19 protein-coding genes, 1 tRNA gene, 1 other RNA gene and 3 pseudogenes are annotated in these 21733 nt (G+C 62.1%); 14 read left to right on the top strand and 10 right to left on the bottom strand.

The window, feature by feature from the left end; genetic code table 11:
- Positions 1–177: 177 nt before the first annotated feature.
- The gene (locus tag RT460_RS17225) at positions 178–2145 is read left to right on the top strand and encodes a peptidyl-prolyl cis-trans isomerase (RefSeq protein WP_313320678.1); all 1968 of its coding nucleotides are present in this window, start codon (positions 178–180) and stop codon (positions 2143–2145) included.
- A gap of 415 nt (positions 2146–2560) precedes the next feature.
- Here the strand turns inward: RT460_RS17225 and RT460_RS17220 are convergent, their stop codons facing one another.
- A complete protein-coding gene (locus RT460_RS17220; RefSeq protein WP_313320680.1) occupies positions 2561–3664 on the bottom strand; it encodes a transglycosylase SLT domain-containing protein in 1104 nt (367 codons plus the stop codon).
- A gap of 110 nt (positions 3665–3774) precedes the next feature.
- A complete protein-coding gene (gene gloB / locus RT460_RS17215; RefSeq protein ID WP_313320676.1) occupies positions 3775–4539 on the bottom strand; it encodes a hydroxyacylglutathione hydrolase in 765 nt (254 codons plus the stop codon).
- A 12-nt stretch (positions 4540–4551) separates the two neighbouring features.
- Between gloB and RT460_RS17210 the strand changes: the two genes are divergently transcribed.
- The 3 genes from RT460_RS17210 to dnaQ are packed head-to-tail and all read left to right on the top strand — an operon-like array spanning position 4552 to position 6411.
- The gene (locus tag RT460_RS17210) at positions 4552–5202 is read left to right on the top strand and encodes a hypothetical protein (RefSeq protein WP_313320674.1); all 651 of its coding nucleotides are present in this window, start codon (positions 4552–4554) and stop codon (positions 5200–5202) included.
- A 16-nt stretch (positions 5203–5218) separates the two neighbouring features.
- Positions 5219–5671: a ribonuclease HI gene (gene rnhA, locus RT460_RS17205; protein WP_313320672.1), complete on the top strand. Its 453-nt coding sequence runs from the start codon at positions 5219–5221 to the stop codon at positions 5669–5671.
- An 8-nt stretch (positions 5672–5679) separates the two neighbouring features.
- On the top strand, positions 5680–6411 hold the full coding sequence (gene dnaQ / locus RT460_RS17200) for a DNA polymerase III subunit epsilon (protein WP_313320670.1): 732 nt from the start codon (positions 5680–5682) through the stop codon (positions 6409–6411).
- A 20-nt stretch (positions 6412–6431) separates the two neighbouring features.
- Here the strand turns inward: dnaQ and RT460_RS17195 are convergent, their stop codons facing one another.
- Entirely contained in the window at positions 6432–7136 is a 705-nt protein-coding gene (locus tag RT460_RS17195) for a protein phosphatase 2C domain-containing protein (RefSeq protein ID WP_313320668.1), read from the bottom strand.
- Positions 7137–7339: 203 nt separating this feature from the next.
- Here RT460_RS17195 and RT460_RS17190 point away from each other — a divergent pair.
- Positions 7340–7430, top strand: a tRNA-Ser gene (locus RT460_RS17190).
- A 242-nt stretch (positions 7431–7672) separates the two neighbouring features.
- Here RT460_RS17190 and RT460_RS17185 read toward each other — a convergent pair.
- On the bottom strand, positions 7673–8050 hold the full coding sequence (locus RT460_RS17185; protein ID WP_313320666.1) for a hypothetical protein: 378 nt from the start codon (positions 8048–8050) through the stop codon (positions 7673–7675).
- Positions 8051–8236: 186 nt separating this feature from the next.
- On the opposite strand from RT460_RS17185, the gene RT460_RS17180 reads away from it, so the two are divergent.
- Positions 8237–8635, top strand: coding sequence for a DUF6165 family protein (locus tag RT460_RS17180; protein WP_313320664.1), 399 nt, complete (start codon positions 8237–8239; stop codon positions 8633–8635).
- A 62-nt stretch (positions 8636–8697) separates the two neighbouring features.
- Here RT460_RS17180 and RT460_RS17175 read toward each other — a convergent pair whose 3' ends face one another.
- Positions 8698–9744 (bottom strand): glycosyltransferase family 9 protein, encoded by a 1047-nt coding sequence (locus RT460_RS17175; protein WP_313320662.1) that lies wholly within the window; start codon positions 9742–9744, stop codon positions 8698–8700.
- Positions 9745–9766: 22 nt separating this feature from the next.
- Between RT460_RS17175 and RT460_RS17170 the strand changes: the two genes are divergently transcribed.
- Together RT460_RS17170 and RT460_RS17165 are read left to right on the top strand one after the other, a co-directional pair.
- Positions 9767–10516 (top strand): 3-deoxy-D-manno-octulosonic acid kinase, encoded by a 750-nt coding sequence (locus tag RT460_RS17170; protein ID WP_313320660.1) that lies wholly within the window; start codon positions 9767–9769, stop codon positions 10514–10516.
- A 1-nt stretch (position 10517) separates the two neighbouring features.
- Entirely contained in the window at positions 10518–11282 is a 765-nt protein-coding gene (locus RT460_RS17165) for an MBL fold metallo-hydrolase (RefSeq protein ID WP_313320658.1), read from the top strand.
- Positions 11283–11938: 656 nt separating this feature from the next.
- Here the strand turns inward: RT460_RS17165 and ffs are convergent.
- Positions 11939–12035: signal recognition particle sRNA small type (gene ffs / locus RT460_RS17160), an RNA gene on the bottom strand.
- 308 nt (positions 12036–12343) lie between these two features.
- Here ffs and sugE point away from each other — a divergent pair.
- Positions 12344–12661, top strand: a complete 318-nt coding sequence (gene sugE, locus RT460_RS17155; RefSeq protein WP_313320657.1) for a quaternary ammonium compound efflux SMR transporter SugE — start codon at positions 12344–12346, stop codon at positions 12659–12661.
- A 293-nt stretch (positions 12662–12954) separates the two neighbouring features.
- On the opposite strand, the gene RT460_RS17150 is transcribed toward sugE, so the two are convergent.
- Positions 12955–15306 carry a GH92 family glycosyl hydrolase gene (locus tag RT460_RS17150; RefSeq protein WP_313320655.1) on the bottom strand — a complete coding sequence of 784 codons (2352 nt, stop codon included), beginning with the start codon at positions 15304–15306 and terminating at the stop codon, positions 12955–12957.
- A 502-nt stretch (positions 15307–15808) separates the two neighbouring features.
- On the opposite strand from RT460_RS17150, the gene RT460_RS17145 reads away from it, so the two are divergent.
- The gene (locus tag RT460_RS17145; RefSeq protein WP_313320654.1) at positions 15809–16447 is read left to right on the top strand and encodes a DUF1629 domain-containing protein; all 639 of its coding nucleotides are present in this window, start codon (positions 15809–15811) and stop codon (positions 16445–16447) included.
- Between the two features lie 415 nt (positions 16448–16862).
- On the opposite strand, the pseudogene RT460_RS17140 reads toward RT460_RS17145, so the two are convergent.
- A pseudogene (locus RT460_RS17140) lies at positions 16863–17112 on the bottom strand (IS1 family transposase); the annotation flags it as partial.
- Between the two features lie 287 nt (positions 17113–17399).
- Here RT460_RS17140 and RT460_RS17135 point away from each other — a divergent pair.
- Complete coding sequence (locus tag RT460_RS17135) at positions 17400–17909, top strand: hypothetical protein (protein WP_313320652.1); 510 nt, start codon at positions 17400–17402, stop codon at positions 17907–17909.
- A gap of 483 nt (positions 17910–18392) precedes the next feature.
- On the opposite strand, the pseudogene RT460_RS17130 reads toward RT460_RS17135, so the two are convergent.
- Positions 18393–18720 (bottom strand): annotated as a pseudogene (locus RT460_RS17130) (transposase); the annotation flags it as partial.
- A 134-nt stretch (positions 18721–18854) separates the two neighbouring features.
- Here RT460_RS17130 and RT460_RS17125 point away from each other — a divergent pair.
- The 3 genes and pseudogenes from RT460_RS17125 to RT460_RS17115 all read left to right on the top strand — a co-directional run bounded on the left by RT460_RS17125 (position 18855) and on the right by RT460_RS17115 (position 21457).
- The gene (locus RT460_RS17125; protein ID WP_313320651.1) at positions 18855–19514 is read left to right on the top strand and encodes a DUF1629 domain-containing protein; all 660 of its coding nucleotides are present in this window, start codon (positions 18855–18857) and stop codon (positions 19512–19514) included.
- An 87-nt stretch (positions 19515–19601) separates the two neighbouring features.
- Positions 19602–20466 (top strand): annotated as a pseudogene (locus RT460_RS17120) (IS3 family transposase); the annotation flags it as partial.
- 505 nt (positions 20467–20971) lie between these two features.
- Positions 20972–21457: a hypothetical protein gene (locus RT460_RS17115; protein WP_313320649.1), complete on the top strand. Its 486-nt coding sequence runs from the start codon at positions 20972–20974 to the stop codon at positions 21455–21457.
- 17 nt (positions 21458–21474) lie between these two features.
- On the opposite strand, the gene RT460_RS17110 is transcribed toward RT460_RS17115, so the two are convergent.
- On the bottom strand, positions 21475–21733 hold a 259-nt coding region (locus RT460_RS17110; RefSeq protein WP_313320647.1), incomplete at its 5' end, for a hypothetical protein.

Raw genomic sequence — 21733 nt, 5'->3', positions numbered from 1 at the left:
TGCTGGCCTGTCACGCCGGAGGTCGCGGGTTCGAGTCCCGTCCGCTCCGCCAGTTGTCTCAAAGCCCTCGGCGCAAGCCGGGGGCTTTTCTTTTTGGGGTACGGGCGGGCCCCAGTTGGGCCCCGGGCGGGAAGCGGGTTAAACTGCCGGGCTCGCCAATCAGGCCTAGATTTGCCCATGCTGCAGAAACTTCGCGACAAGACCTCAGGCTGGATCGTTACCGTGATCATGGGCCTGTTGATGATCCCGTTCCTGTTCGTCATCGACAACAGCTACCTCGGTGGCGTCGGTGCACAGAACGTGGCCAAGGTATCGGCACCGCCGAGCTGGTGGCGTGCGGCACCTTCGTGGTGGCCGATGTCGTTCCTGTGGAACCATCACGAAATCAGCGTGGAAGATTTCCGCGCGCGTTTCGAACAGGCGCGCATGGCGGCACGCGATCAGCAGGGCGACAACTTCGACCCGCGCCAGTTTGAAACCACGGAAAACAAGCTGGCCGTGCTTGATCAGCTGATCGATGAGCAGGTTGTGCGCCTGGCTGCGGAAGATGCGCATATCGTGATCGGCGACACGGCCGTGCGCGATTACATCACTGCGATTCCTGCGTTCCAGAAGGACGGCAAGTTCGATCCGGACCTGTATCGCATGACGCTGGCACAGGGCAACCCGCCGCGCACGCCGGACATGTTCGACCAGCTTGTGCGCACCAGCCTGCAGCAGTCGATCATTCCCACCGCGCTCGCACAGTCCGGTTTCACTACCAAGGGTGAGGCCGAGCGCCTGCTCAAGTTGCTGGGCGAAACCCGTGACGTGGAGTTCGCCATGCTGCCGCCGCCGGCTGCCGATACCGCTGCCGTCAGCGATGCCGAGGTGGACCAGTGGTACAAGTCGCACCCGAAGGATTTCCTGCAGCCGGAAACCGTGGCCATCGAGTTCGTTGAACTCAATGCTGCGACCCTGCCTGCCGCAACCGCCGCGGACGAAGCGACCCTGCGTCATCGCTACGATGAAGAGAAGGCACGCTTCGTTACCGCCGACCAGCGCTTGGCCTCGCACATCCTGATCAGTGCCGGCAGCGATGCCGCCTCGCAGCAGGCTGCCGAGGCCAAGGCCAGCAAGCTGGCTGCCGAAGCCAAGCAGGGCGCTGATTTCGCCGCACTGGCCAAGGCCAATTCGGAAGATCCGGGTTCCAAGGATGCCGGTGGTGATCTTGGTTGGGTCGAGAAGGGCGTGATGGTCAAGCCGTTCGAAGACGCACTGTTCGCAATGAAGGCCGGTGACGTCGTCGGCCCGGTCAAGACCGAGTTCGGTTACCACGTGCTGAAGCTGCGCGAGATCAAGGGTGGCGAAGGCCGTTCCTTCGAGGAAGTGCGCGACCAGCTGGCCGCCGAGCAGTTGCAGGCAGACACCGAAAAGTCGTTCAGTGAGTTCAGCGGTCGCCTGGTTGATCTGGTCTACAAGAACCCGACGGCGTTGGAGCCGGCGGCCAAGGAAGTTGGCCTGCCGGTGCAGACGCTGGGCCCGTTCACCCGCGCTACCGCCAGTGGCATCGCCACCAACCCGGCCGTGCTGAAGGCAGCCTTCTCGGATAACCTGGTGGAAGACGGCACGGTGAGCGACCCGATCGAGATCGCGCCGAACCACAGCGTGATGATCCGTGTGACCTCGCATACGCCGGAGCAGGCCACGCCGCTGGCGCAGGCCAAGGACAGCGTGATTGCTGCCGTGCGTGCACACCGTGCGATGGAAGCCTCGAAGAAGGCCGCCGACGCCCTGCTGGCCAAATTGAATGCTGGCCAGACCCTGCAGGCACTGGCAACTGCCGAACAGCTGCAGCTGGCGCCGATCCCGGGCCTGCCGCGTACCGCGCCGATGCCGACTGCCGCCGCCAATCGTGCAGTGTTCACCGCGCCGGCTCCGGTGGGTGACAAGCCAAGCTACGGCAAGGTGGCGCTGGAAGATGGCCGCTACGCGGTGTTCGCGGTGACCAAGGTCACCCCGGGCAATGTGGCCGAGGTGCCGGAGCAGCAGCAGACGATGCTGAAGCAGCAGCTGAGCCAGATCGATGGCGCCGCAGCTGCCAAGGCCTATGTCGACGGCATGCGCAAGCGCTACAAGGTGCAGGTGCAGGAATCCCAGCTCTGATCCACGCCAACGCATGAAGCAAAAAGCCCGGTCCTTGACCGGGCTTTTTGTTTGCAGCACCCAACTCATCAAGCGCCGCCCCGCCGTTGTAGTGCCGAGCCACGCTCGGCAGAGTGGCCTCCCAAGCCATCCCCGTAGTGCCGAGCCACGCTCGGCAGAAGCCTCCCAAGCCATCCCCGTAGTGCCGAGCCATGCTCGGCAGAAGCCTCCCAAGCCATCCCCGTAGTGCCGAGCCACGCTCGGCAGAAGCCTCCCAAGCCATCCCCGTAGTGCCGAGCCATGCTCGGCAGGAAGCCTCACAAGCCATCCCTGTAGTGCCGAGCCATGCTCGGCAGAGGCTCCACGCTAATCCGCCAAGAACCAAAAAAAAGCCCGGCACCAGGCCGGGCTTTCCATACGCTGGCAAACGCAGGCGTCAGCGCACTTCGTCGTAGCGCAGCACCATGCCAGGCCGCAGCACGGCACTGGCGTCCAGATTGTTGGACGACAGCAGGGTCTTTACCGAAATGCCGTAGCGACGCGCAATGGTCCATGCCGACTCACCGTTGCGGACGGTGTGGCGACGACCATTGCCGGCCGATGCGACGGCACGTGCGGGGCTGGCTGCGCTAGGGGCGGCAGGTGCCGGAGCGTCGTTGCTCGCCACCAGCGTCGCGGTTTCGCCAGCGGTGCCGATCTCGTCGTTGCCTAGCGCAGCTGCCGCAGGCACCAGCACGCGGGTGCCAGAACGGGACCCGGTCAGGGCCGGGTTGAGGCGGGCGATACGTGCCGGGTCCAGCGCGTTCTGTGCCGACCAGGCGGCCAGCGTGATATTGGGCGGCAGGGTGTGGCCCTTGAGGATGGGCACCGGGCGGTCCAGCGCGGCCATCACGTCCGGGTCGTTCTCGGACTGCTCCAGTACGCAGGCCAGCGCATGCAGCTTTTCCACGTAGGAATAGGTGATCGGCGACAGGCCCGGCAGGGAGGCGGCGTCGGCATTCTGTGCGTTCATGCCGCCGCGGCGCAGCGACTGCAGGATGCGGTATTCGCCAGCGTTGTACGCCATCACCGCCAGCTGCCAATCACCGGCGAACATGCCATGCAGGGTTTTCAGGTAGCGCACCGCCGCGCGGGTGGAGTCGACCGCCGACAGTCGGCCGTCATAGCCCTTTTCCATCGGTACGCGGTGGTTGCGGGCGGTGGTGGCGATGAACTGCCACAGGCCGGCCGGGCCACTGGCGTTGCGGGCACCCGGGCGATAGCCGCTTTCCACAAACGGGATCAGTGCGAATTCGGTGGGCAGACTGGCAGCACGCAGCTCATCGACCACATAGCCAAACAGGGGCAGGGCGTCGTCATCGACATTGCCCAAGCGTGCCGGTGCGTGGGCGAACTGCTTGCGCCAGCGTGGGCTTGTGGCCTCTGCATCGCACTGTGGTGCGGCCAGGCCTTCACGGAAATTGGTGAAAATCTCACGGCCGTTGCGATGGGTAGGCTCCGGCAGCGAGGTCGGATCCACCGGCAGTGCTGCGCCGGCCAGGTTGTCCTGGACGTGGCCGCTGACGGCCCCCGGCGGGATTGCTTGGGCGCTGGCAATGCTGCTGGTCGTGCCGAGCAACAAGCCCAGCGCGACCCCGAGGCGAAGGCCCCTCACGCGCGGAAACCGTCTTTCCACCGCCGCAATTCGGCGAACACTTCCACCTCGTCGGTGGCCGCACGACCCAGTCGTGCGTTTACTGCTTCAACGATCGCTGCGTCATTGGTACGCAGGAACGGGTTGCATTGAAGTTCACCAGCCAATGCGGCGGGAACGGTAGGACGAGAACGGCTGCGCATGTCCATGGCTTCCTGTTGGCGGCGTTGCAATGCCGCGTTGGTGGGATCGACATGCCGCGCGAAGACGGCATTGGCCAGCGTGTATTCGTGCCCACAGCAGACCCATGTCTGCGGGGGCAGGGCGGCCATTCGCTTGAGCGAGGCCAGCATCTGGGCGGGCGTACCTTCGAACATGCGTCCACAGCCCAAGCTGAACAACATGTCGCCACTGAACAGATGGTTGTGGCCCAAATAAGCAATGTGGCTGCGGGTGTGACCGGGTACTTCCATCACGGTGAAACCGAAGCCGGACAATTCTACCCGGTCGCCTTCGCCGACCCGTTCACATTCCAGTGCGATGCGTTCATCTTGGGGTGCGAACACCCGCAGGCGCGGCCAGCGCTGGCGCAGTTCGGCTACCCCGCCGATATGGTCGTCGTGGTGGTGGGTCAGCAGGACCGCGGCCGGCTGCAGGCCTTGGGTGGCAGCCTCGAGTACCGGTGCGGCCTGCCCGGGATCAACGAACACGGTCAGGCCATCGGGCGTTTGCAGCGCCCAGATGTAGTTGTCCTGAAATGCAGGCAAGGCGGTCAGTCGCATAGAATTGGAAAAATGCCTGCCGCCCCGTTCCCCCGTCAAGCTGCAGTCTCGGCCTGGTTTGAGAAGCCCGGTGCGCTGGCGATGCGGGATTGGGAGCACCGCTACCTGTCTGAACAATTGCGCGGATTCCCCTCGCAGCCCTGGCTGTGGCTGGGGCCGAGCGCCAGCTGGCTGCCCCAGGTTGCTCCCGCGGGCCGCGGCCTGCGCCTGCATCGCAGTGCCGACGGTCAGCAATGGGCCGGAGAGCTGCGCTGCACGTTGCCGTTGCCGTTGCCGGCAGAAGCGGTCAAGGTGATCGTCATCCAGCATGCGGCTCCGGCGGAACTGGAAACACTGTTGTCCGAATGCGAGCGGGTGTTGATGCCCGGTGGCCGGATATGGATGACGCTGTTGAACCGCTGCAGCCCCTACCGGGCACACTGGCAATGGCAGGGCGCGCGGCCACCGTCGGTGGCACGATGCCAGTCTTTATTGCGGCAACAGGGCATACGAACCCGTTCCATGCGGCACTATGGCCCGTTGTGGCAACAGTCCAGCGCCACGGCGGGCACCAGCTTGCCGGTGCTACGTGCGTTGTGCGTGCTGGAAGCAGAAAAACGAAGCGAGGCATTCATCGGGCCAACCCCCATCAAGGTGGCATGGCGCAGCCCGGTGGCGACCTGAAATCCAACGGAAGAACATGAAGTCAATTGAAGTACATACCGACGGCGCCTGCCTCGGCAATCCGGGGCCGGGCGGCTGGGCTGCACTGCTGCGCTACAAGGCGCACGAGCGTGAGCTGTCCGGTGGCGAAGGCCACACCACCAACAACCGGATGGAGCTGATGGCGGCCATCATGGGCCTGGAAACGCTCAGCGAACCCTGCAACATCACCCTGTTCACCGATTCGCAGTACGTGCGCCAGGGCATCACCGAATGGATGTCGGGCTGGGTGCGGCGCAACTGGAAAACCGCGGGCGGCGACCCGGTCAAGAACCGCGAGCTGTGGGAGCGCCTGCATGCCGCCACCCAGCGCCACCAGATCGACTGGCGCTGGGTGAAGGGCCATTCGGGTGACCCGGACAACGAACGCGTGGACCAACTGGCCCGCGATGCTGCAACCCGCGTGCGCGATGGCGCCGCAAGCAACTGAGGTAAGGCGTGCGCCAGATCATCCTTGATACCGAAACCACAGGCCTGGAATGGAAGAAGGGCAACCGCGTGGTCGAAATCGGCTGCGTGGAGCTGCTTGAGCGTCGCCCCAGTGGCAACAACTTCCACCGCTACCTCAAGCCGGATTGCGACTTTGAAGCCGGCGCCGCGGAAGTCACCGGCCTGTCGCTGGACTTCCTCGCCGACAAGCCCCGCTTCGAAGAAGTTGTGGATGAGTTCCTGGCCTATGTGGACGGCGCCGAACTGATCATCCACAACGCCTCGTTCGACATGGGCTTCCTGGAGAACGAGCTCTCGCTTGCCGGCAAGGGCAGGTTGGCGGGGCGGGTCAGCGTCACCGATACCTTGTCGATGGCGCGCGAGCGCTTCCCCGGCCAGCGCAACTCGCTGGATGCCTTGTGCAAGCGCCTGGGCGTGGACAATTCGCACCGGCAATTGCACGGCGCTTTGCTCGATGCGCAGATCCTGGCCGACGTCTATATCGCCTTGACCTCCGGCCAGGAGGAAATCGGCTTTGGCCTGCCGGAGATCGAGAGCGCCGGCAATGGGGGCGCGGCGCAGGCATTCGAAGCCGCCGTGCTGCTGCCGCGGCCACGGGTGTTGGTCACCGCATCGGAGCAGGAGGCGCACGAAGCGCGCCTGGCCAAGCTGCGCAAAAAGGCCGGCCATGCCTGGTGGGATGGTGAGCGGCAACCGGAACCGGAGCCGGCACAGGCCTGAGGCCTGCGGTGTCCGCTGCCTTAGTGGCAGCGGACCAGGATGACGGTGATGTTGTCCGAACCGCCGCCATCCAGCGCGGCGGCCACCAGCGCGTCCACGCACTCCTGGGCGCTGCAGTCGCCATGGCCCAATGCCTCGGCCAGGCCCTTGTCGTCGACTTCTTCGGTCAGCCCGTCACTGCACAGCAGCAGTTGCATGCCGGGGCGCAGTTCGCCGGTCATGGTGGCCACGTTGAGATGGGCCGGATCGGTGACCCCCAGCGCCTGGGTCACCACGTTGCGGTGCGGATGGGCCCGGGCCTGCTCAGTGGTCAGCGTGCCCTGTGCGATCAGCTCCTGCACATAGCTGTGATCCTGGCTGAGTTGGGCCAGCTTGCCATCGCGCCACAGGTAGGCACGGCTGTCGCCGACCCAGGCAACCTCGAAGCGGTTGCCCTGCACGCGAGCGGCAACAACGGTGGTGCCCATGGGCAGGCTGTCGTTGCGGCGGCGCGAGGTGCGGATGATCTCTTCGTCGGCGGTGCGGATGGCCTGCACCAGCGGTGCGCCATTGCGGACTTCGCGGACGATGGTTTCGCGGGCCAGGGCGCTGGCGACCTCGCCACAGGCGTGACCGCCCATGCCATCGGCCACCAGCCACAAACCAAGCTCGCCGTCACCGTAGTAGGTGTCTTCGTTGAGCTGGCGACGCAGGCCGGCGTGGCTTAGGTGTCCAAATTCGATCATGGGTGCCCGTAGGCGCTGTCTATCAACAGGAGATGCATTGCATCATCGCGTTCATGGAAGTGTAGGGCAAGCACTGTGACCGGCCTGCGGCAGCGCGCGTTCGGCTGTGTTCAAGCCGCGCCTGCAGGGTTTTGTGAAAAAACTGCTTGTCGGCGATGGCGATGCCCTTTATTATTCGCAGCCCGGTTCGCCGGGGACCATCTGGAGAGGTGGCAGAGCGGTTGAATGTACCTGACTCGAAATCAGGCAGGCGTTTATAGCGCCTCGGGGGTTCGAATCCCCCCCTCTCCGCCAGATAAAAAAAGAAAAGGCCACCCAATGGGTGGCCTTTTCTTTTGATCTTCGAAACGCATGTAGGCGACAAACCCCGATGCAGGCGGTCGGAAGCTGCAGGAGCTATCGCCCCGAAGACAGCACGGCGGGGCGCATTGAGGTGCAATCGATGACGCATCCAGGACCTGGTTCCCGGGTGCGCTGCGCTAATCTGGGAAGCATGAGGATGCTGCCCGGCAGCCGCGAGACGAAGTGAAAAGCCTTCAGCGCAATAGCGCGGCGGCCTTGCTCTCGGCTTCTTCGGTGCTGGCAACGACCAGCATCGGGTAGCCCCAGAAGCTCTCGAAGATGCGGCTGAACGCCAGGGCCTTGCTGCGCTCGTCCTCGCTGCTTGCCACATGCAGCTGTGCCTTGATGAAGCGAAGGATCAGCGGTTTGTTGGCTTTCATCCAGTTGGCGACTTTGCGCCGTTCTTCGATATCCGGCTCAGGCGCGTCAAAACCACCTGAGGCCAGGAACACGAACGGCTGTTCGCGTGCCAGCAGGGCTGACATGTCGGCCAGCACTTCATCCGTGCCATCGGCGTTTTCTGGGGTGTTGTCCAGCCAGACCAGCGGGAAGCGGGAAGGATCGACGCGCATGAGAGCAGCTCCTGTTTAAATAAGAATCATTATCATTTGAAGAGTTGGGCGATTCAAGCCGGGCACGGCGACGCACTGTTCCGTGCATCGCACATACGCCGGCAGAGGGCGGGTGCCGCGGGTCTTGCACCGATCCGAGGGGGAGTGAGCGGTTAAACTGGGCATCTCGTTACAAAGGTGTCCCCCATGTCTGAAATCCTTGTGCCTGTTTCCTTTGGTGAGCTGCTCGACAAGATCTCGATCCTGCAGATCAAGTCCGAGCGCATGAGCGATGCGGCCAAGTTGGCCAATGTGCGCAAGGAATTGGCAGCGTTGGATGGCACCTGGGCGGCACACCCCGCGGCGGCGCAGGACATCGCCGCGTTGCGCACCGACCTGAAGGCGGTCAACGAGCGCCTGTGGGATATCGAGGACGACATCCGCCTGAAGGAAAAGGCGCAGGCCTTCGATGACGGCTTCGTGCAGTTGGCACGCAGCGTCTACATCCAGAACGACGAGCGCGCGCGCATCAAGAAAGCGATCAACCTGGCGCTGGGCTCGAGCTACGTCGAAGAGAAGTCCTACCAGGACTACCGCGCCGGCTGATTGCCGCGGGTGCGGGAACGAAAAAGCCGCCCATGGGCGGCTTTTTCGTGTCTACAAAGGCATCACGCCAGATGATCGGTGCGGTAACGCTCGAAGGCGGCCACGGCATCTTCCACCGTGATCAGGGACATCACTTCGTCGAATTCGATCTTGGTGCCCCATTTGAGCTCGGCTGCTGGCTTGTGCAGGTACTGGCGTGCGGCGTCGTCGTAACGGTCCACGCAGTAGCGTCGGTCCGAATAGGGGCCACTGCGCGCCGGGTTGCTGGCCGCATGCAGGCCCAGCACCTTGCAGCCTACGGCGTTGGCGATGTGCATCGGGCCCGAATCCGGGGTGACCACCAGGTTGGCGCGGGCCAGCAGCGCGGGCAACTGTTTGAGCGTGTCCTTGCCGACCAGGTCCAGTGCGGGGTGCTGCATGGCGGCCAGGATTGCATCGCTGGTGCTGCGCTCCAGTTCGCTGCGGCCGCCACACAGCACCACCCGCCAGCCCTGGCTGGCGGCATGGTCGGCGAGCGCCGCGTAACGCTCGGCATACCAGTTGCGGCGCTGATGGCTGGAGCAGGGCGAGATCATCAGCACCGGGCGGCCATCGTCGTCCCATTGCGCGCGCGCCCATTGGTGCGCTTCCGGCGGTGTGGCCAGGTCCCAGCTGACTTCGGTCTGCTTGAAGCCCAACGGCTCACAGAAGCTGCCGATGGCATCGAGCACATGGATGCCGGGCCGGTCGGGGATGCGCTCGTTGATGAAAAGCCCGTGCAGATCCTTGGAGCGCGACTTGTCGTAGCCGATGCGGCGGCGAGCGGGAATGAAGGCCGACAGCAGGTTGGCACGCGCAGCGACCTGCATCTGCAGCAGCGCCTGGAAGCCGCCAGCCGGAAATTCGCGACGCAGCGCACGCATTCCAGCCAATCCGGTCTTCTTGTCGTAGACGTGGAACTGGACCCCGGGCAAACCATCAAGCAGTTTGTGGCCCGCCTTGTCGATCACCCAATGCAGCGGCGTGCCCGGCATGGCGGCCTGCAGCGTGCGCACCAGTGGCACAACATGGGTCACATCGCCCAGCGCCGACAGGCGCAACAGACACAGCGGGGGGGACGATACGGGCATGGTGTTGTTAGACTCGCAAAGAATGGTCGCATTCGACGCCACTGAAGCTCTGACGCCGTGCCGCGATGGTCGTGGCTATGGTGCCATTCTGTTCGACCGCGAACGCCTGCGGCAAGCCGAACCGAGCCTGTTTTCGCCCGCACACTGGGGCGACAGGGCGCGGCCAGTGGGCGAGGGCGGCCGCGGTGGTGCCTGGTTCGTGGACGCGCCGTTCGGCAGTTGCGTGCTGCGGCACTACCTGCGTGGCGGCGTGGCGGCGAAGTTCAGCCGTGACAATTATCTGTGGCAGGGCTCGCACCGTACCCGCAGTTTTGCCGAATTCCGCCTGATGCGGAAGCTCATCGCGCTGAAGTTGCCGGTGCCGCGCCCGTTGGCGGCGTTCTACATGCGCGAAGGCCTGCGTTACCGCGCGGCGATCCTGATGGAGCGTCTGGCCGATGTGCGTTCACTGGCAGATCGCGCGCTGGTTGCCGGGCGTGGTGCACCTTGGGAGGAGGCCGGTCGCATGATCGCGCGCTTCCACCGGGCGGGCCTGGACCATGCCGATCTGAACGCCCATAACATCCTGTTCGATGCCAATGGCCATGGCTGGCTGATCGATTTCGATCGTGGCGTGATGCGCATTCCCGCTACCCGTTGGCGCGAGCGCAACCTGAAGCGCCTGCTGCGTTCCTTGTTGAAGCTGCGCGGTGATCGCAGCCGTGAGGACGTTGAGCAGGACTATGCGCGGCTGCGCCGCGCCTATGATCTGGCCTGGAACCGGGGCGTGTGAGATGAGTTGGGCGTTGCGTTTCCTGGGTGTCGGCAATGCGTCGGCGGTGAAGCTGGGCTCGCCGATGGCGGTGATCGAGCACGACGGCCAGCCGTGGCTGACCATCGACTGCGGTGGCGAAGGGCTGACGGCCTATCGTGATTGCTACGGTGCCCTGCCGGATGCCGTGTTCGTGACCCACGTGCATCTGGACCACGTTGCCGGCTTTGAGCGCCTGTTCGTGGATGCGTTCTTCAATCGCGCGCGTCGCGGCAAGGTGCGACTGTACGTACCGGCCACCGTGGTGCCGCTGTTGCACAAGCGGGTAGGGGACTATCCCAACGTGCTGGCCGAAGGTGGCGCCAATTTCTGGGATGCCTTCCAGCTGATCGTGGTGGGCGATGCGTTCTGGCATCAGGGCGTGCGCCTGGAGGTATTCCCGGTACGCCACCATTGGCCAGAAACGGCCTATGGCCTGCGCCTGCAGGGGGCGGTTACCTGGAGCGGTGACACCCGCCCGATCCCGGAGATGCTGGCGCGCTTTGCCGGCGACAACGAGTTGATCGCCCACGATTGTGGCCTGCACGGCAATCCCTCGCATACCGGTGTCGAGGATCTGGAGCGCGAATACGACGCGGCCACCCGGGCGCGGATGATGCTTTACCACTACGCCAGCACTGCCGATGGCGAGACCATGCGCGCGCGCGGCCACCGCGTAGCGATGCCGGGCGAGTGCGTGGCCTTGGCCGAGCCGACGGGGCCACGGGCAGAGCTGTTTGAGGGCTGAGGGTGGGATTGCAGGCGTCGCGGCGTTAGCGCTCGCGCAACTGCACGGCGCGTCAGTACCTCAATAGAAACACTATCCGAGCCCCTCTCCCGCTGGCGGGAGAGGTGTTGGGTTGAGGGCAAGCCGGAGCCGGTCCAAGTCAGTTCCGTCCGAACCTTCCGCAGCAACGTAGCCCGGGTAAGCGCAGCGCACCCGGGACGCACGTCGGGTAGCGCGCAACCCATAAACGGCCCATTCGTGATCGACGATCAATCGATTGCCAGGCAGAAGTGCTGAGCGGCCAAAAGCCCCGGGTGCGCTGCGCTTACCCGGGCTACGACGCGGCACTGGCTTCAGTCGCGCAACAGAAACGATATCCGAGCCCCTCTCCCGCTGGCGGGAGAGGGGTTGGGGTGAGGGAAAGCCGGAGCCGGGTTGAACAGCCCCGCAGGCACTACCCCAAGGCAACGTAGTCCGGGTAAGCGCAGCGCACCCGGGACGCACGCCGGGTAGCGCGCAACCCATAAACGGCCCATTCGTGGTCGACAATCAATCGATTGCCCGGCAGAAGTGCTGACCGGCCAAAAGCCCCGGGTGCGCTGTGCTTACCCGGGCTACACGCGCACAGGCAATCCCGCTGCTCAGGCAGCGTCACTCCAAGGCCCCAAAAGGTGGCGACCCCGCCGGCTGACCTCGGCGCCCGCGTCGATCGATACCGTTGCTGCCTTCCGGCCCTGGCGGGATTTTCGACCTAGCGTCGCGAGGGGCCGACGGGGCCACCATAGAGACGGTTAGGCCGCGCAATGCGCGGCCATTCACGATTCCAGAAGCCGGGGCGATGGATCATCAGCCGCCGAAGCCAGGGACCGGACACAAACTGGAGCTGGTCCTGATCGTGTGCGGCGATTGTAACGTATGCAGGCACCGGCCGACCACACTTCCGGCTTTAACCGAATGTAACCCGTCAGCTGGAGTTGACGGCCCATCACGTCCGGCTTGGATAGAATGCCCGCGCAACGGAGGACGACCTCCGCCCATCACGGGACTTCACCCAGGACGGCCTGGCTTCTCAAGGAGGCTGTATGGCTTGGATCTATCTCGTGATCGCGGGTTTGCTGGAAATTGTCTGGGCATTGGCGATGAAACAATCGCACGGGTTCACCCGGCTGGTACCCAGCATCGTCACCATCGTCGGCATGATCGCCAGCTTCTGGCTGCTGGCGGTGGCCATGCGCACATTGCCGCTGGGCACCGCGTATACGATCTGGACCGGCATTGGCGCGGTTGGCGCCTTCATCATCGGCATCATTTTCCTGGGCGAACAGATCAGTGCGATGCGTATTGGCGCTGCCGTGCTGATCGTCAGTGGGCTGGTGCTGATGAAGCTGTCCAGCAGCTGATAGCGGCTTCAGTCCGCGCGCCGAATCAGCGCATCCGAAGCCGCGAGGCTTGCCGTTGCTTATTGAGCCCCTCACCCCTCGTGGGGTAATAGGGGTAACGAATCGCAGGTTCGTGTCCCCTTGAAGGCCATTGCGCTGGCGCAAGGGATGGGGGCGCGGCGCGGGGGAGAGGGAAGCGCGAAGCGTGCGGTGGCTTAAGCCCCTCTCCCCTTGCGGGAGAGGGGTTGGGGTGAGGGGAGCGCGAAGCGTGCTTTTCTACCACCGAGCACGGCGATAAAACGCAAACATCCAAATCACCGCGACATCGAATAAGGTAGCTTCGCCGCATCAGCAGCCCAAGACTTGTTCGGCTCAGCCTGCATAACAAACCGCAGCTCCCCACCCGCAACAATCTCCTGGTGCGTCACATAAGCCCGATCCAGCGGCTTGCCGTTGAGGCTCACCGAGCCCACATAGGTATGCGCAGCATCCAGCCCGTCAGCCACGATGCTGAAGCGTTTCCCATCAGGCAGATTCAAGGTCGCCTGCGGCAGGAACGGGCGGCCGATGATGTATTGGTTGCTGCCCGGCGTGACTGGATAGAAACCCAGCGCGGTAAACACATACCAGGCCGACATCTGTCCCAGATCATCATTGCCGGCCAAGCCATCCGGGCGCGCGGCGTACTGCGTATCCATGATCTGCTTCAGCCGCGCCTGTGTCCGCCACGGCTGCCCGGCATGCGCATACAGATAGGCGACGTGATGGCTGGGTTCGTTGCCATGCGCATACCAACCAATCAGGCCGGTGATGTCTTCCATATGCGCGAAGATGGACGGGTCAACCTTGGCTTCAAACACATCGTCCAGGCGCCGCAGCAACTTGTCGCTGCCGCCATGCGCCGCCGCCAGTCCGGCTACATCCTGTGGCACATACCACGAGTACTGCCAGGCATTGCCCTCGGTGAAGTCGGTGCCATAACCGCTGGCGCTGGGATCAAACGGCTCGCGGAAACTGCCATCGCGCTTGCGCGCTCGCATGAAGCCGGTGCCCGGGTCGAAGGCATGCTTCCAGTTGGCCGCACGCTTGTTGAACTCGCTCGCCACTTCGGTCTTGCCCATGTCCTTGGCCACCTGCGCGATGGTCCAGTCGTCATAGGCGTATTCCAGCGTCTTGCTGGCCGCTTCGCCTTCCTCGTCGATAGGCACATAGCCGAGCTCGCGGTATTGCGCGATGCCGTCATAAGGGCCGTAATTGGCGCTGGCGACCATCGCCTGCAGGGCCTCTTCGGTGTCGTAGCCGCGGATGCCCTTCATATACGCATCGGCGATCACCGGTACTGCGTGGTAGCCGATCATGCACCAGGTCTCCAGGCCGTGGAACGACCACACCGGCAGCACGCCGTACGGGCTTTCGCGGCGTGAGGCCAACAGCGAATTGACGAAGTCATTGGTCCGCTGTGGTGGCTGCACCAGCGTGGCCAACGGGTGCAGGGCGCGGTAGGTGTCCCACAGCGAGAAGGTCGAATAGTTCGTCCAGCCCTTGGCCTGGTGCACCGCATTGTCCGGCCCGCGATAACGGCCATCGCTGTCCATGAACAAAGTCGGCCCAAGCAGCGTGTGATATAGCGCGGTGTAGAAGCGGGTGCGTTCGTCCGCGCTGCCCTGTGCCTCGACCGCACCCAACGCCTCGCTCCACTGCTGCTTGGCAGCAGCGCGCATGCCATCGAAATCCCAGCCCGGGGCTTCCGCATCGAGGTTGGTAATCGCGCCTTCCTCGCTGACCGGCGAGATCGCCACCTTCACCAGCAAGGGCTTGCCAGCCTCCGGCGCGACATCAAAGGCCGCAACCAATTGCCGCCCCTCGATCTGCGCGCGCTGCGTCGGATCCTTCTCGCCCGGCGGCGGAAAGCCCTTGTAGACGACATCCTGCTCGGTGTCGTGCAGTTGATGACCGCTGAGCGGCTGCGAAAAGCGCATTGCGAAGTACAGCTGCCGGCCCGGCGCCCAACCGCGCGTCTCGCGGAAGCCGGTAACCGTGCCATCGGGGCGCACCCGTACACGTGACCACAGGATCTTGCCCGGGTAGTCATACATGCTGGTACGCAGGTCCAGCACCACATGTGCAGGCTTGCCGGTAGGGAATGTATAGCGGTGCATGCCGACGCGCGCGCTGGCGGTGAGCTCGGCGCGCACCTTGTAGTCGTCCAGGGTCACCGCGTAGTAACCCGGCTGTGCGGTTTCGCTGGCGTGGCTGAAACGCGAGGTGTAACCGCTCAAGGGCTGATCCGGATTGCCGCGCTCCAGCTTCAACGCGCCGGTAGTCGGCATCAGCAGTAGGTCACCCAGATCCGAGTGGCCGGTGCCGGAGAAATGCGTATGCGAGAAGCCGACTATCGTGCTGTCGTCGTAGCGATAGCCAGCCGCCCAGCCGTACCCATCTTTGCGCGACTGGATGCGGGTATCCGGCGACAGCTGGACCATGCCGTACGGAACGGTCGCACCCGGATAGGTATGGCCTTCGCCGCCCGTGCCGATGAAGGGGTTCACAGCGGCGTAGGCAGCCTCGTTGGCGGCGGGTGAGGCCGCCATTGCCGAAGACGGCGCCAGGGAAGAGGTTGCTACGGTTGCTGCAAGTGCCAACAGGGTCGCGCCAAGCTGCTTCATCCCGCACCTTTTGGATCGGTCTAAGTGGTGAAACTAGCATGTGCTCGGCGCCTTTGGCAGCTTGTGGGTGTGGCGTCGGCCCTCTGTCGATGTGGCGGGATACGCTCCGGCACCTGCCGGGCTCAATTTCAGGCGCTGACAACAAGCCTCGCAACATTGAAACGCGGGGCTATTTGCCATGGAATCTTCAAAGCAGGAAGCCGCTTCGCCAAAACGCTGTCGGCGTGTGTTTTGCTGCTGGGATTGGTCGCGTGCGTGGAGTCTTTGAGCACCCAACAGCAGAAGATCACGCAGGAAGCGAGCTCGCGCTGCGTGTCGCGGGTGAGGCTTGAAATGGATAGCGCGTTGGCTGACCAACACGACATTGTCCGGTTGTTCCAGGATCTGGAGCTGCGACCGGACCCCTCAAAGTGGGCGCTGGTCAAGTTGGCATGGCATTGGTGGCCGGGGATAAGCTGTCCCTGCAAAGCTAAGGCCACTCGACAGGGACGGAGCACCTTGCATGGATTCGACAACGATCAAGCGACCCAAGGCTGGAGAGTTCTTCATCCTGGAAGCAGGCAAGATCAACGGGCCGGCGAATGGCGTGGTCTTCGAGAACCTGGATCGATTGCTATCGCCACCACGATTGATCTTGAAGCCACAAGGGGGCGGTTTCCCGCCGTTGCGTGAGACCCCACTGCTGGTTCACAACCCCAGCAAGGGCCCGCCGCCGTTGGACCTTGAACCCGGGTTCAGTGGTTACTGGCTGGTCTCCCAACGGCTTCAGCAAGCCATGGCAGCGGTCGATCCCAACGCGTTTGCGTTCGCTGACGTCGACTATCGCCTGGCAGACGGCAGCCGCGGCGCGCGCCACTACCTGTGCGATGTGGTTCAGGAGATCGACGCACTGGACGAGGATGCATCCAAGCTTTTCATTGACACCACCGAGCCCTTCATCAACGGCAAGTTCTACGACCTCACAGGTGGAGCAAGCGTTACCTTTGTCAGGGACCGTCTGGGTGCGGCCCACGTTTTCCGCACGCCGTACACGTCAACGGTGTTCTGCGACCGGATGTTCGTAGACGCGGTCTCGGCGGCTGGCATAGCGACCGACTCGGATGCAGACGGCCTCTGGCTCATCGATGCTTCGGACATCTAGCCGCATAACAACTGCGGCCCGGGAAGGAGTCTGACTAATGCCTCGCAAGGGACCTGTTTTTCAAGACCACCCTGCCATCGAACAGCAGACGCCGGACCGAAGCCGGCTGCTCAAAGCGTCGCCTGGTCGATATGAGTATGCGGTGCGTTGTACTAGACAGCCGGAATGCGTAATCCGCCTGCCCCATACCCTTCGGGCGGCTGCGCCGTCCCACCGGCTACGGCGGCGGTCGAACCCGTTGGGGCTCTCATCGCCTATGCTTTCCGTCCAATAACTGACAAAGCCGCCCACAAGGGATGGCTTTTTCAGTTATCTGGCGGAGAGAGGGGCCGCTCGGTAGCTGCTCCCTTGGCGAACAGCAGCGAACGTTTGAGGACGAGGTGAAATAAAGTACAGGCTCAGGAGCTAGGGCAGCGATCTCCTCCAGAAACCAGATATGGCCTGCGTCAGGCCGGCTTCCATCGCTGGGGTGTCCGCAGCATTTTGTGAATCCTGCCGAAGTTGTAGTACATGAAGTGTAGTTTCACCGCGTGCATGTGGTCTGCCACCTTCTTGCTGAAGCCGTTAGTCAGGCGTGTGAACCAGTGCATTGACATCCGCATCGTCAGGTTGTGGCGCTCGACATAGCTGGTCGAGACCTGGGACAAGTCCGGACTGCCGGTGATCGGCCTCTTGGCCGCGCAAACGAACTCTGAGGGGCTGTATTTGCGTTCCGGTGTCTGCGGCCCTTCACCATATGTTTTCACCAGCATGGCGTAGTCGATGCTGCCGCCGAAAGCATCTTCGACGGCCTCGATTCAGTCCTTTACCTCATGCCCCTTCCTGGAGCCGTTCATGGCCATCTTCATCACGGGGCTTGTTTACGCGTGGCCATGGCATTCACGGTGGCTGCCTCGCAAGTCGGGTAGCATCCAGTCCAAGCTTTCGCTTAGCGCTTTGCGAGACGATCAGGATGCGTCGATTTGCTTTTACACTTGCTGGTTTATTGCCGGTTTTATGCGCCGCCCTGATCGCTTGCGCATCTAGCCCATCAGCGTGGGCAGCCAACGCAAACTTCGATGGCGAATGGTCCGTGGAATGGTGCGACAGAGCTGCCCCAGAGGCGGATTGTGGCGGCTTCACCGCTTCACTCGTTCAAGATGGCGATCGGCTTTGTGGCGATTACAGTGGTGCGCGGGTACGCCTGACTCAAATCGATGAAGGGGGAAGGATTCTTGGCATCGTCATCGGCAGCACGGCGGTTCTCACCATTGAAAGCGAGCGCAGCGGTGGAATTTATCTGGTACAGGCTTCGGTTGATGGTGACCGCATGGACTGGAAGATGCGCGACACAGTGCGAAGGGCCGATCACGATATCGATATCATTGCGCAAAACGATGAGTTGAAGCGCCGGACGCTGGATGCAGGATTGAAGCAGCAGCATGCGAACGTGACCTCAGAATGCCAAGTTGGCTTTCAGTAAGGGGGAAGCGCTGCGCTGCTCCTGTTCCTGCAGGGCAGAGAGAGCGCTCTCTCGGGTATCGCGGAGTAGCCGAATTCGCCCAGCGCACCGACCAGGGTCGACTTCCCGCCCCTGAGGCGCCTGTAATCACATGGAAGTTCCGGTCCCGGTCAATGCGAGCCATCCGCACGACGTAGTGCACGCATGCTATAGCGTGCTGGATGACTGCTTCTGGCCGGAGGCGGTCGTTGGCTGAAGACTTGGGCAATGCCGGAGTGTCGAGTTGTTTGGGGCTGCTGCCCAACCCATTCGGCGGCGCCGTCCAACGCGCTGGTATGTGCTGCGTCCGAAGAATTGGATATTTGCGTTCGGCAGATCGACGGATTCACTCGGATGACCATCAATCGGCGCAGATCGACTGCGCTGCTGAAAAAACGGTCACCAGTAAGCGATGCGAGTGATTGTCAGGGCAGGTTGATGCCTCGTGCCAACCATGTGCCAAAACATGGCTGCCAACCCGAACTGATCCACATGGTGCTTCATGAAGGCGTACTTTGCTCTTACCCCTTGGCAAAGTACGCGGCGGCTTTTTTTGGATGTCTCGCTCTTCAGTGACGCGACGCAACTCAGCTTTCAGCCGTCGGGCTTCCGCGTTCTGATCAACCTCAACGCGGTGGCCTAGCTCTCCCAGTCCGTGCTGACGTCTCCAGCCCTACAAACTGTGGACCGATATACCCAGCCGCTCAGCAACTTCAGCTACTGGCCAGCCATATTCGGCAATTTGCCGAACTGCCTCGATCTTGAACTCATCCGTGTAACGTTTCGTACTCATAACCACTTCCGCCTAAGCCATAGTTTATGGCTGCGAGGTATCTACGAAATCCTGGGCGATTCAACGGCCGCGCTCAGCTGTCCATGACGAAGGGGGCGGTAGACTCATGGGTAGAGCAATGGGTTGACCCCCGCATGGAGGAGACCAGATACATGGAAACGAAGACGATCAACGAACCTAAGGTCGGTGAGTTCTTCCAGTTGCGTCCCGATGCCCGCCGAGGCGGAAAAGGCCATGGCGTGGTCTTTGAGAACGAGAAGGCATTGCTGTCGCCTCCGCGGCTCATCTTGAAGCCAGACGAGGGTGGGTTTCCTCCGTTGCGCGAGACTCCGCGCTTGGTCTACATCCCCAGCGAAGGGGAGTTGCCGCAGGACCTGGAGGGGGGCTTCAGTGGCTACTGGTTGGTCTCCCAACGGCTCCGCAAAGTGATGGAGTCCGTGGACTCGGACGCCTTCGTTTTCGCTGACGTCGACTATCGGCTGGCCGATGGCTCCAAAGGGCCGACGGTCTTCCTCTGCGATGTTGTTCGCACGTTGGATGCCTTGGACGAGGACGCGTCCGAACTCGACATCAAGATCAGCGATGACTACGAGGACGGGAAGTATTACAGCTTGGCCGGTGGGAGTCGTTTGGCTTTCAAGCGTGACGTGCTTGGAGAGGCCCGCGTTTTCAGGCTTCCCTTCCATGGCGGTGTTTTTTGCGATCGGGTGTTCAAGGACGCTGTTGAGGCGGCGGGGATCGGCAATGAAGGCCAGTCGGATGGCCTCTGGTTCTACGACGTAGTGAACCGTTGACGCGAGCCGCAAGCAAACAGGAGGGAGCCTGAGTCATGCCGAACTATCGGACGCTTTTTCAAGATCACCAGTAAGACCCGGCGAATTTACAAGTTCATTGATGCGCATCGGGACGAGTTCAGCATCCAAATGATGTGCCGCCTGCTTGGGGTTGCTCGAGCCGGCTACTACGCCTGGCGTGAACATCCTGTTTCCGATCGAGCTCAGGAGGACACGGCTACTTCGGCTAATACATGCGTCGTTTACTGCCAGCCACGGCATCTATGGTGCGCCCAGGGTATTTCTTGACCTGCGGGAGCGCGGGGGGACATGCAGCAAGCACCGGGTTGCTCGCTTGATGCAGGAGAACGGATTGCGCGCATTGCATGGCTATCGCATACGGCGCATCCCGACTTCAAAGCCACATGTCTTGATTCCCAACCTGCTGCAGCGTCAGTTCACCGTATCGCGACCGAACGAGGCATGGGTGACAGATATCACTTACATCCGCACCTGGGAGGGCTGGCTGTATCTGGCCGTTGTCTTGGATCTTTTCTCACGCAGAGTTGTTGGCAGGGCAGTCAGGTCGACGATTCATCGGGAACTTGTTCTGGATGCCGTGATGAAAGCCGTACGCAGCCGACGCCCGCGAGAAGCCTTGATTCACTCAGATCAAGGCTCGCAGTATGGAAGCGATGCATGGCGGCGTTTCTGCAAGGACAACCATCTTGAGCCAAGCATGAGCAAGCGCGCCAACTGCTGGGACAACGCGGTCGCCGAGTCCTTCTTCAGCAGCTTGAAGAAGGAGCGGATCAAGAAGCGCATCTACGCCAGTCGAGAGCTAGCGACCTCGGACATCTCCGAGTACATCGAGGGGTTCTACAATTTGACGCGCCGCCATATCCATCTCGGCGGCCTCAGTCCTGACGAGCTCGAAGCGGCGCATCGTCACCCTCGGTCAGGTGTCCACTAAAAGCTGGGAACTCCAGAATGGCATCCGGTCTGGGAAGTGGACAGATCGAGTCTGAACCAGCTAAGCACGGTGATAGTGGTACTTTCCACACTGTTTTCACGTTAGTTGGAACACGTTCGACACAAGCTGAGCAACGTCGTTAGGCGGACGCGCACCAAAAATGGAACAGATCTCTTAGCCTCATCTTGGCGACGATGGGAGTGCAGCTGCCTATGCTGATTGGATACTTAGCTCGCAGATACACATCCGATATCAACCGGATAGATGAATTTAAGTGCGCCAGTAGGAATGAGGTGAAGGGATCTGGCAGAGGTTGAATTCGGTCGGAAATGAGAGGTAACCCCTAATGGCGTCTGTAACCGCCAAAGTCCGTACATCATCACTCATACTCACTTGCTGTCTATCGCAATTGGCATGCTCTCAACCCATTTCAACGAATGGGCCCCAGCCTGAGTTAGAAGCAAATGTTCAATTGGATAACGCCACTCCGGCGCATGGGGGGCAAATGGATTTTGAAAAATTACAAAGTAGTATCATATCTTTTGCGGAGTCATTCAAAAGGCCGGGTGACCTTACTGGCGAATCTCTGGCCAAGTCGCTAGGGATACCACTAACACTTAGCACTGACGGATCGAATGTGCTTGCATCAGGAGGCCTCCGACTAGCCAATAGTTTCTCTTATGAAGTCATCTTTGACGACAATTTCAAAAGTAAAGAGGCGCGGATATCTTTTTGCATGCCTGGGGGCGTTGACCCATTCTCCACGCCATCGCCGCCGTGCTTATTGAAAGCGGATGAATTCACGAAAAAGCTTGAGGCTGTTGGCTATGACAGCAATGAAGACTACTACTGGGACCCGTCCTGGCTACGCCAACACAGCAGACCAATCCATAACAGTGAAAAAGTAGCCATCGTAACCCTAAGGCTCTACAAGCAAGCTAACGGAGACCTATGTGTAAATTCAATTGAGATTGAGGAGGGCGACCCGTGAGCGGACTCGACCCTAGACTAGAGCCACTTCTTGAAGACTTGAAGCATCAGCAGAATCTGCCAAAGGATGCCGAGCGTTATATCCGGCAGGCCATTTCCGAGTCGCCGTTGCTCCAGCAATCCCTTTGTCGCCTGCCCGTAAAATTGATCCAGGCATTCTTGGCGGTCTCCGGGCGGCTGCGCCGTCCCACCGGCTGCGCCGACGGTCGAACCCGTTGGGGCTCTCATCGCCCATGCTTTCCGTCCAATAACTGAAAAAGCCGCCCACAAGGGACGG

It is taken from the genome of Stenotrophomonas sp. (assembly GCF_032061965.1).
GTDB lineage: Bacteria > Pseudomonadota > Gammaproteobacteria > Xanthomonadales > Xanthomonadaceae > Stenotrophomonas.
The sequence above is the reverse complement of the archived record's forward strand: the minus strand, read 5'-3'. Positions and strand labels throughout refer to the sequence as shown.

What these genes read in the sequence shown, in the direction of transcription:
- RT460_RS17135 (WP_313320652.1), top strand. Translation starts at nt 17,400, where the DNA reads ATGCGTCGATTTGCTTTTACACTTGCTGGTTTATTGCCGGTTTTATGC.
- RT460_RS17210 (WP_313320674.1), top strand. Translation starts at nt 4,552, where the DNA reads ATGCCTGCCGCCCCGTTCCCCCGTCAAGCTGCAGTCTCGGCCTGGTTT.
- RT460_RS17175 (WP_313320662.1), bottom strand. Translation starts at nt 9,744, where the DNA reads ATGCCCGTATCGTCCCCCCCGCTGTGTCTGTTGCGCCTGTCGGCGCTG.
- RT460_RS17185 (WP_313320666.1), bottom strand. Translation starts at nt 8,050, where the DNA reads ATGCGCGTCGATCCTTCCCGCTTCCCGCTGGTCTGGCTGGACAACACC.
- RT460_RS17170 (WP_313320660.1), top strand. Translation starts at nt 9,767, where the DNA reads ATGGTCGCATTCGACGCCACTGAAGCTCTGACGCCGTGCCGCGATGGT.
- RT460_RS17125 (WP_313320651.1), top strand. Translation starts at nt 18,855, where the DNA reads ATGGAGGAGACCAGATACATGGAAACGAAGACGATCAACGAACCTAAG.
- sugE (WP_313320657.1), top strand. Translation starts at nt 12,344, where the DNA reads ATGGCTTGGATCTATCTCGTGATCGCGGGTTTGCTGGAAATTGTCTGG.
- rnhA (WP_313320672.1), top strand. Translation starts at nt 5,219, where the DNA reads ATGAAGTCAATTGAAGTACATACCGACGGCGCCTGCCTCGGCAATCCG.
- RT460_RS17180 (WP_313320664.1), top strand. Translation starts at nt 8,237, where the DNA reads ATGTCTGAAATCCTTGTGCCTGTTTCCTTTGGTGAGCTGCTCGACAAG.
- gloB (WP_313320676.1), bottom strand. Translation starts at nt 4,539, where the DNA reads ATGCGACTGACCGCCTTGCCTGCATTTCAGGACAACTACATCTGGGCG.
- RT460_RS17165 (WP_313320658.1), top strand. Translation starts at nt 10,518, where the DNA reads ATGAGTTGGGCGTTGCGTTTCCTGGGTGTCGGCAATGCGTCGGCGGTG.
- RT460_RS17145 (WP_313320654.1), top strand. Translation starts at nt 15,809, where the DNA reads ATGGATTCGACAACGATCAAGCGACCCAAGGCTGGAGAGTTCTTCATC.
- RT460_RS17115 (WP_313320649.1), top strand. Translation starts at nt 20,972, where the DNA reads ATGGATTTTGAAAAATTACAAAGTAGTATCATATCTTTTGCGGAGTCA.
- RT460_RS17195 (WP_313320668.1), bottom strand. Translation starts at nt 7,136, where the DNA reads ATGATCGAATTTGGACACCTAAGCCACGCCGGCCTGCGTCGCCAGCTC.
- RT460_RS17225 (WP_313320678.1), top strand. Translation starts at nt 178, where the DNA reads ATGCTGCAGAAACTTCGCGACAAGACCTCAGGCTGGATCGTTACCGTG.
- RT460_RS17150 (WP_313320655.1), bottom strand. Translation starts at nt 15,306, where the DNA reads ATGAAGCAGCTTGGCGCGACCCTGTTGGCACTTGCAGCAACCGTAGCA.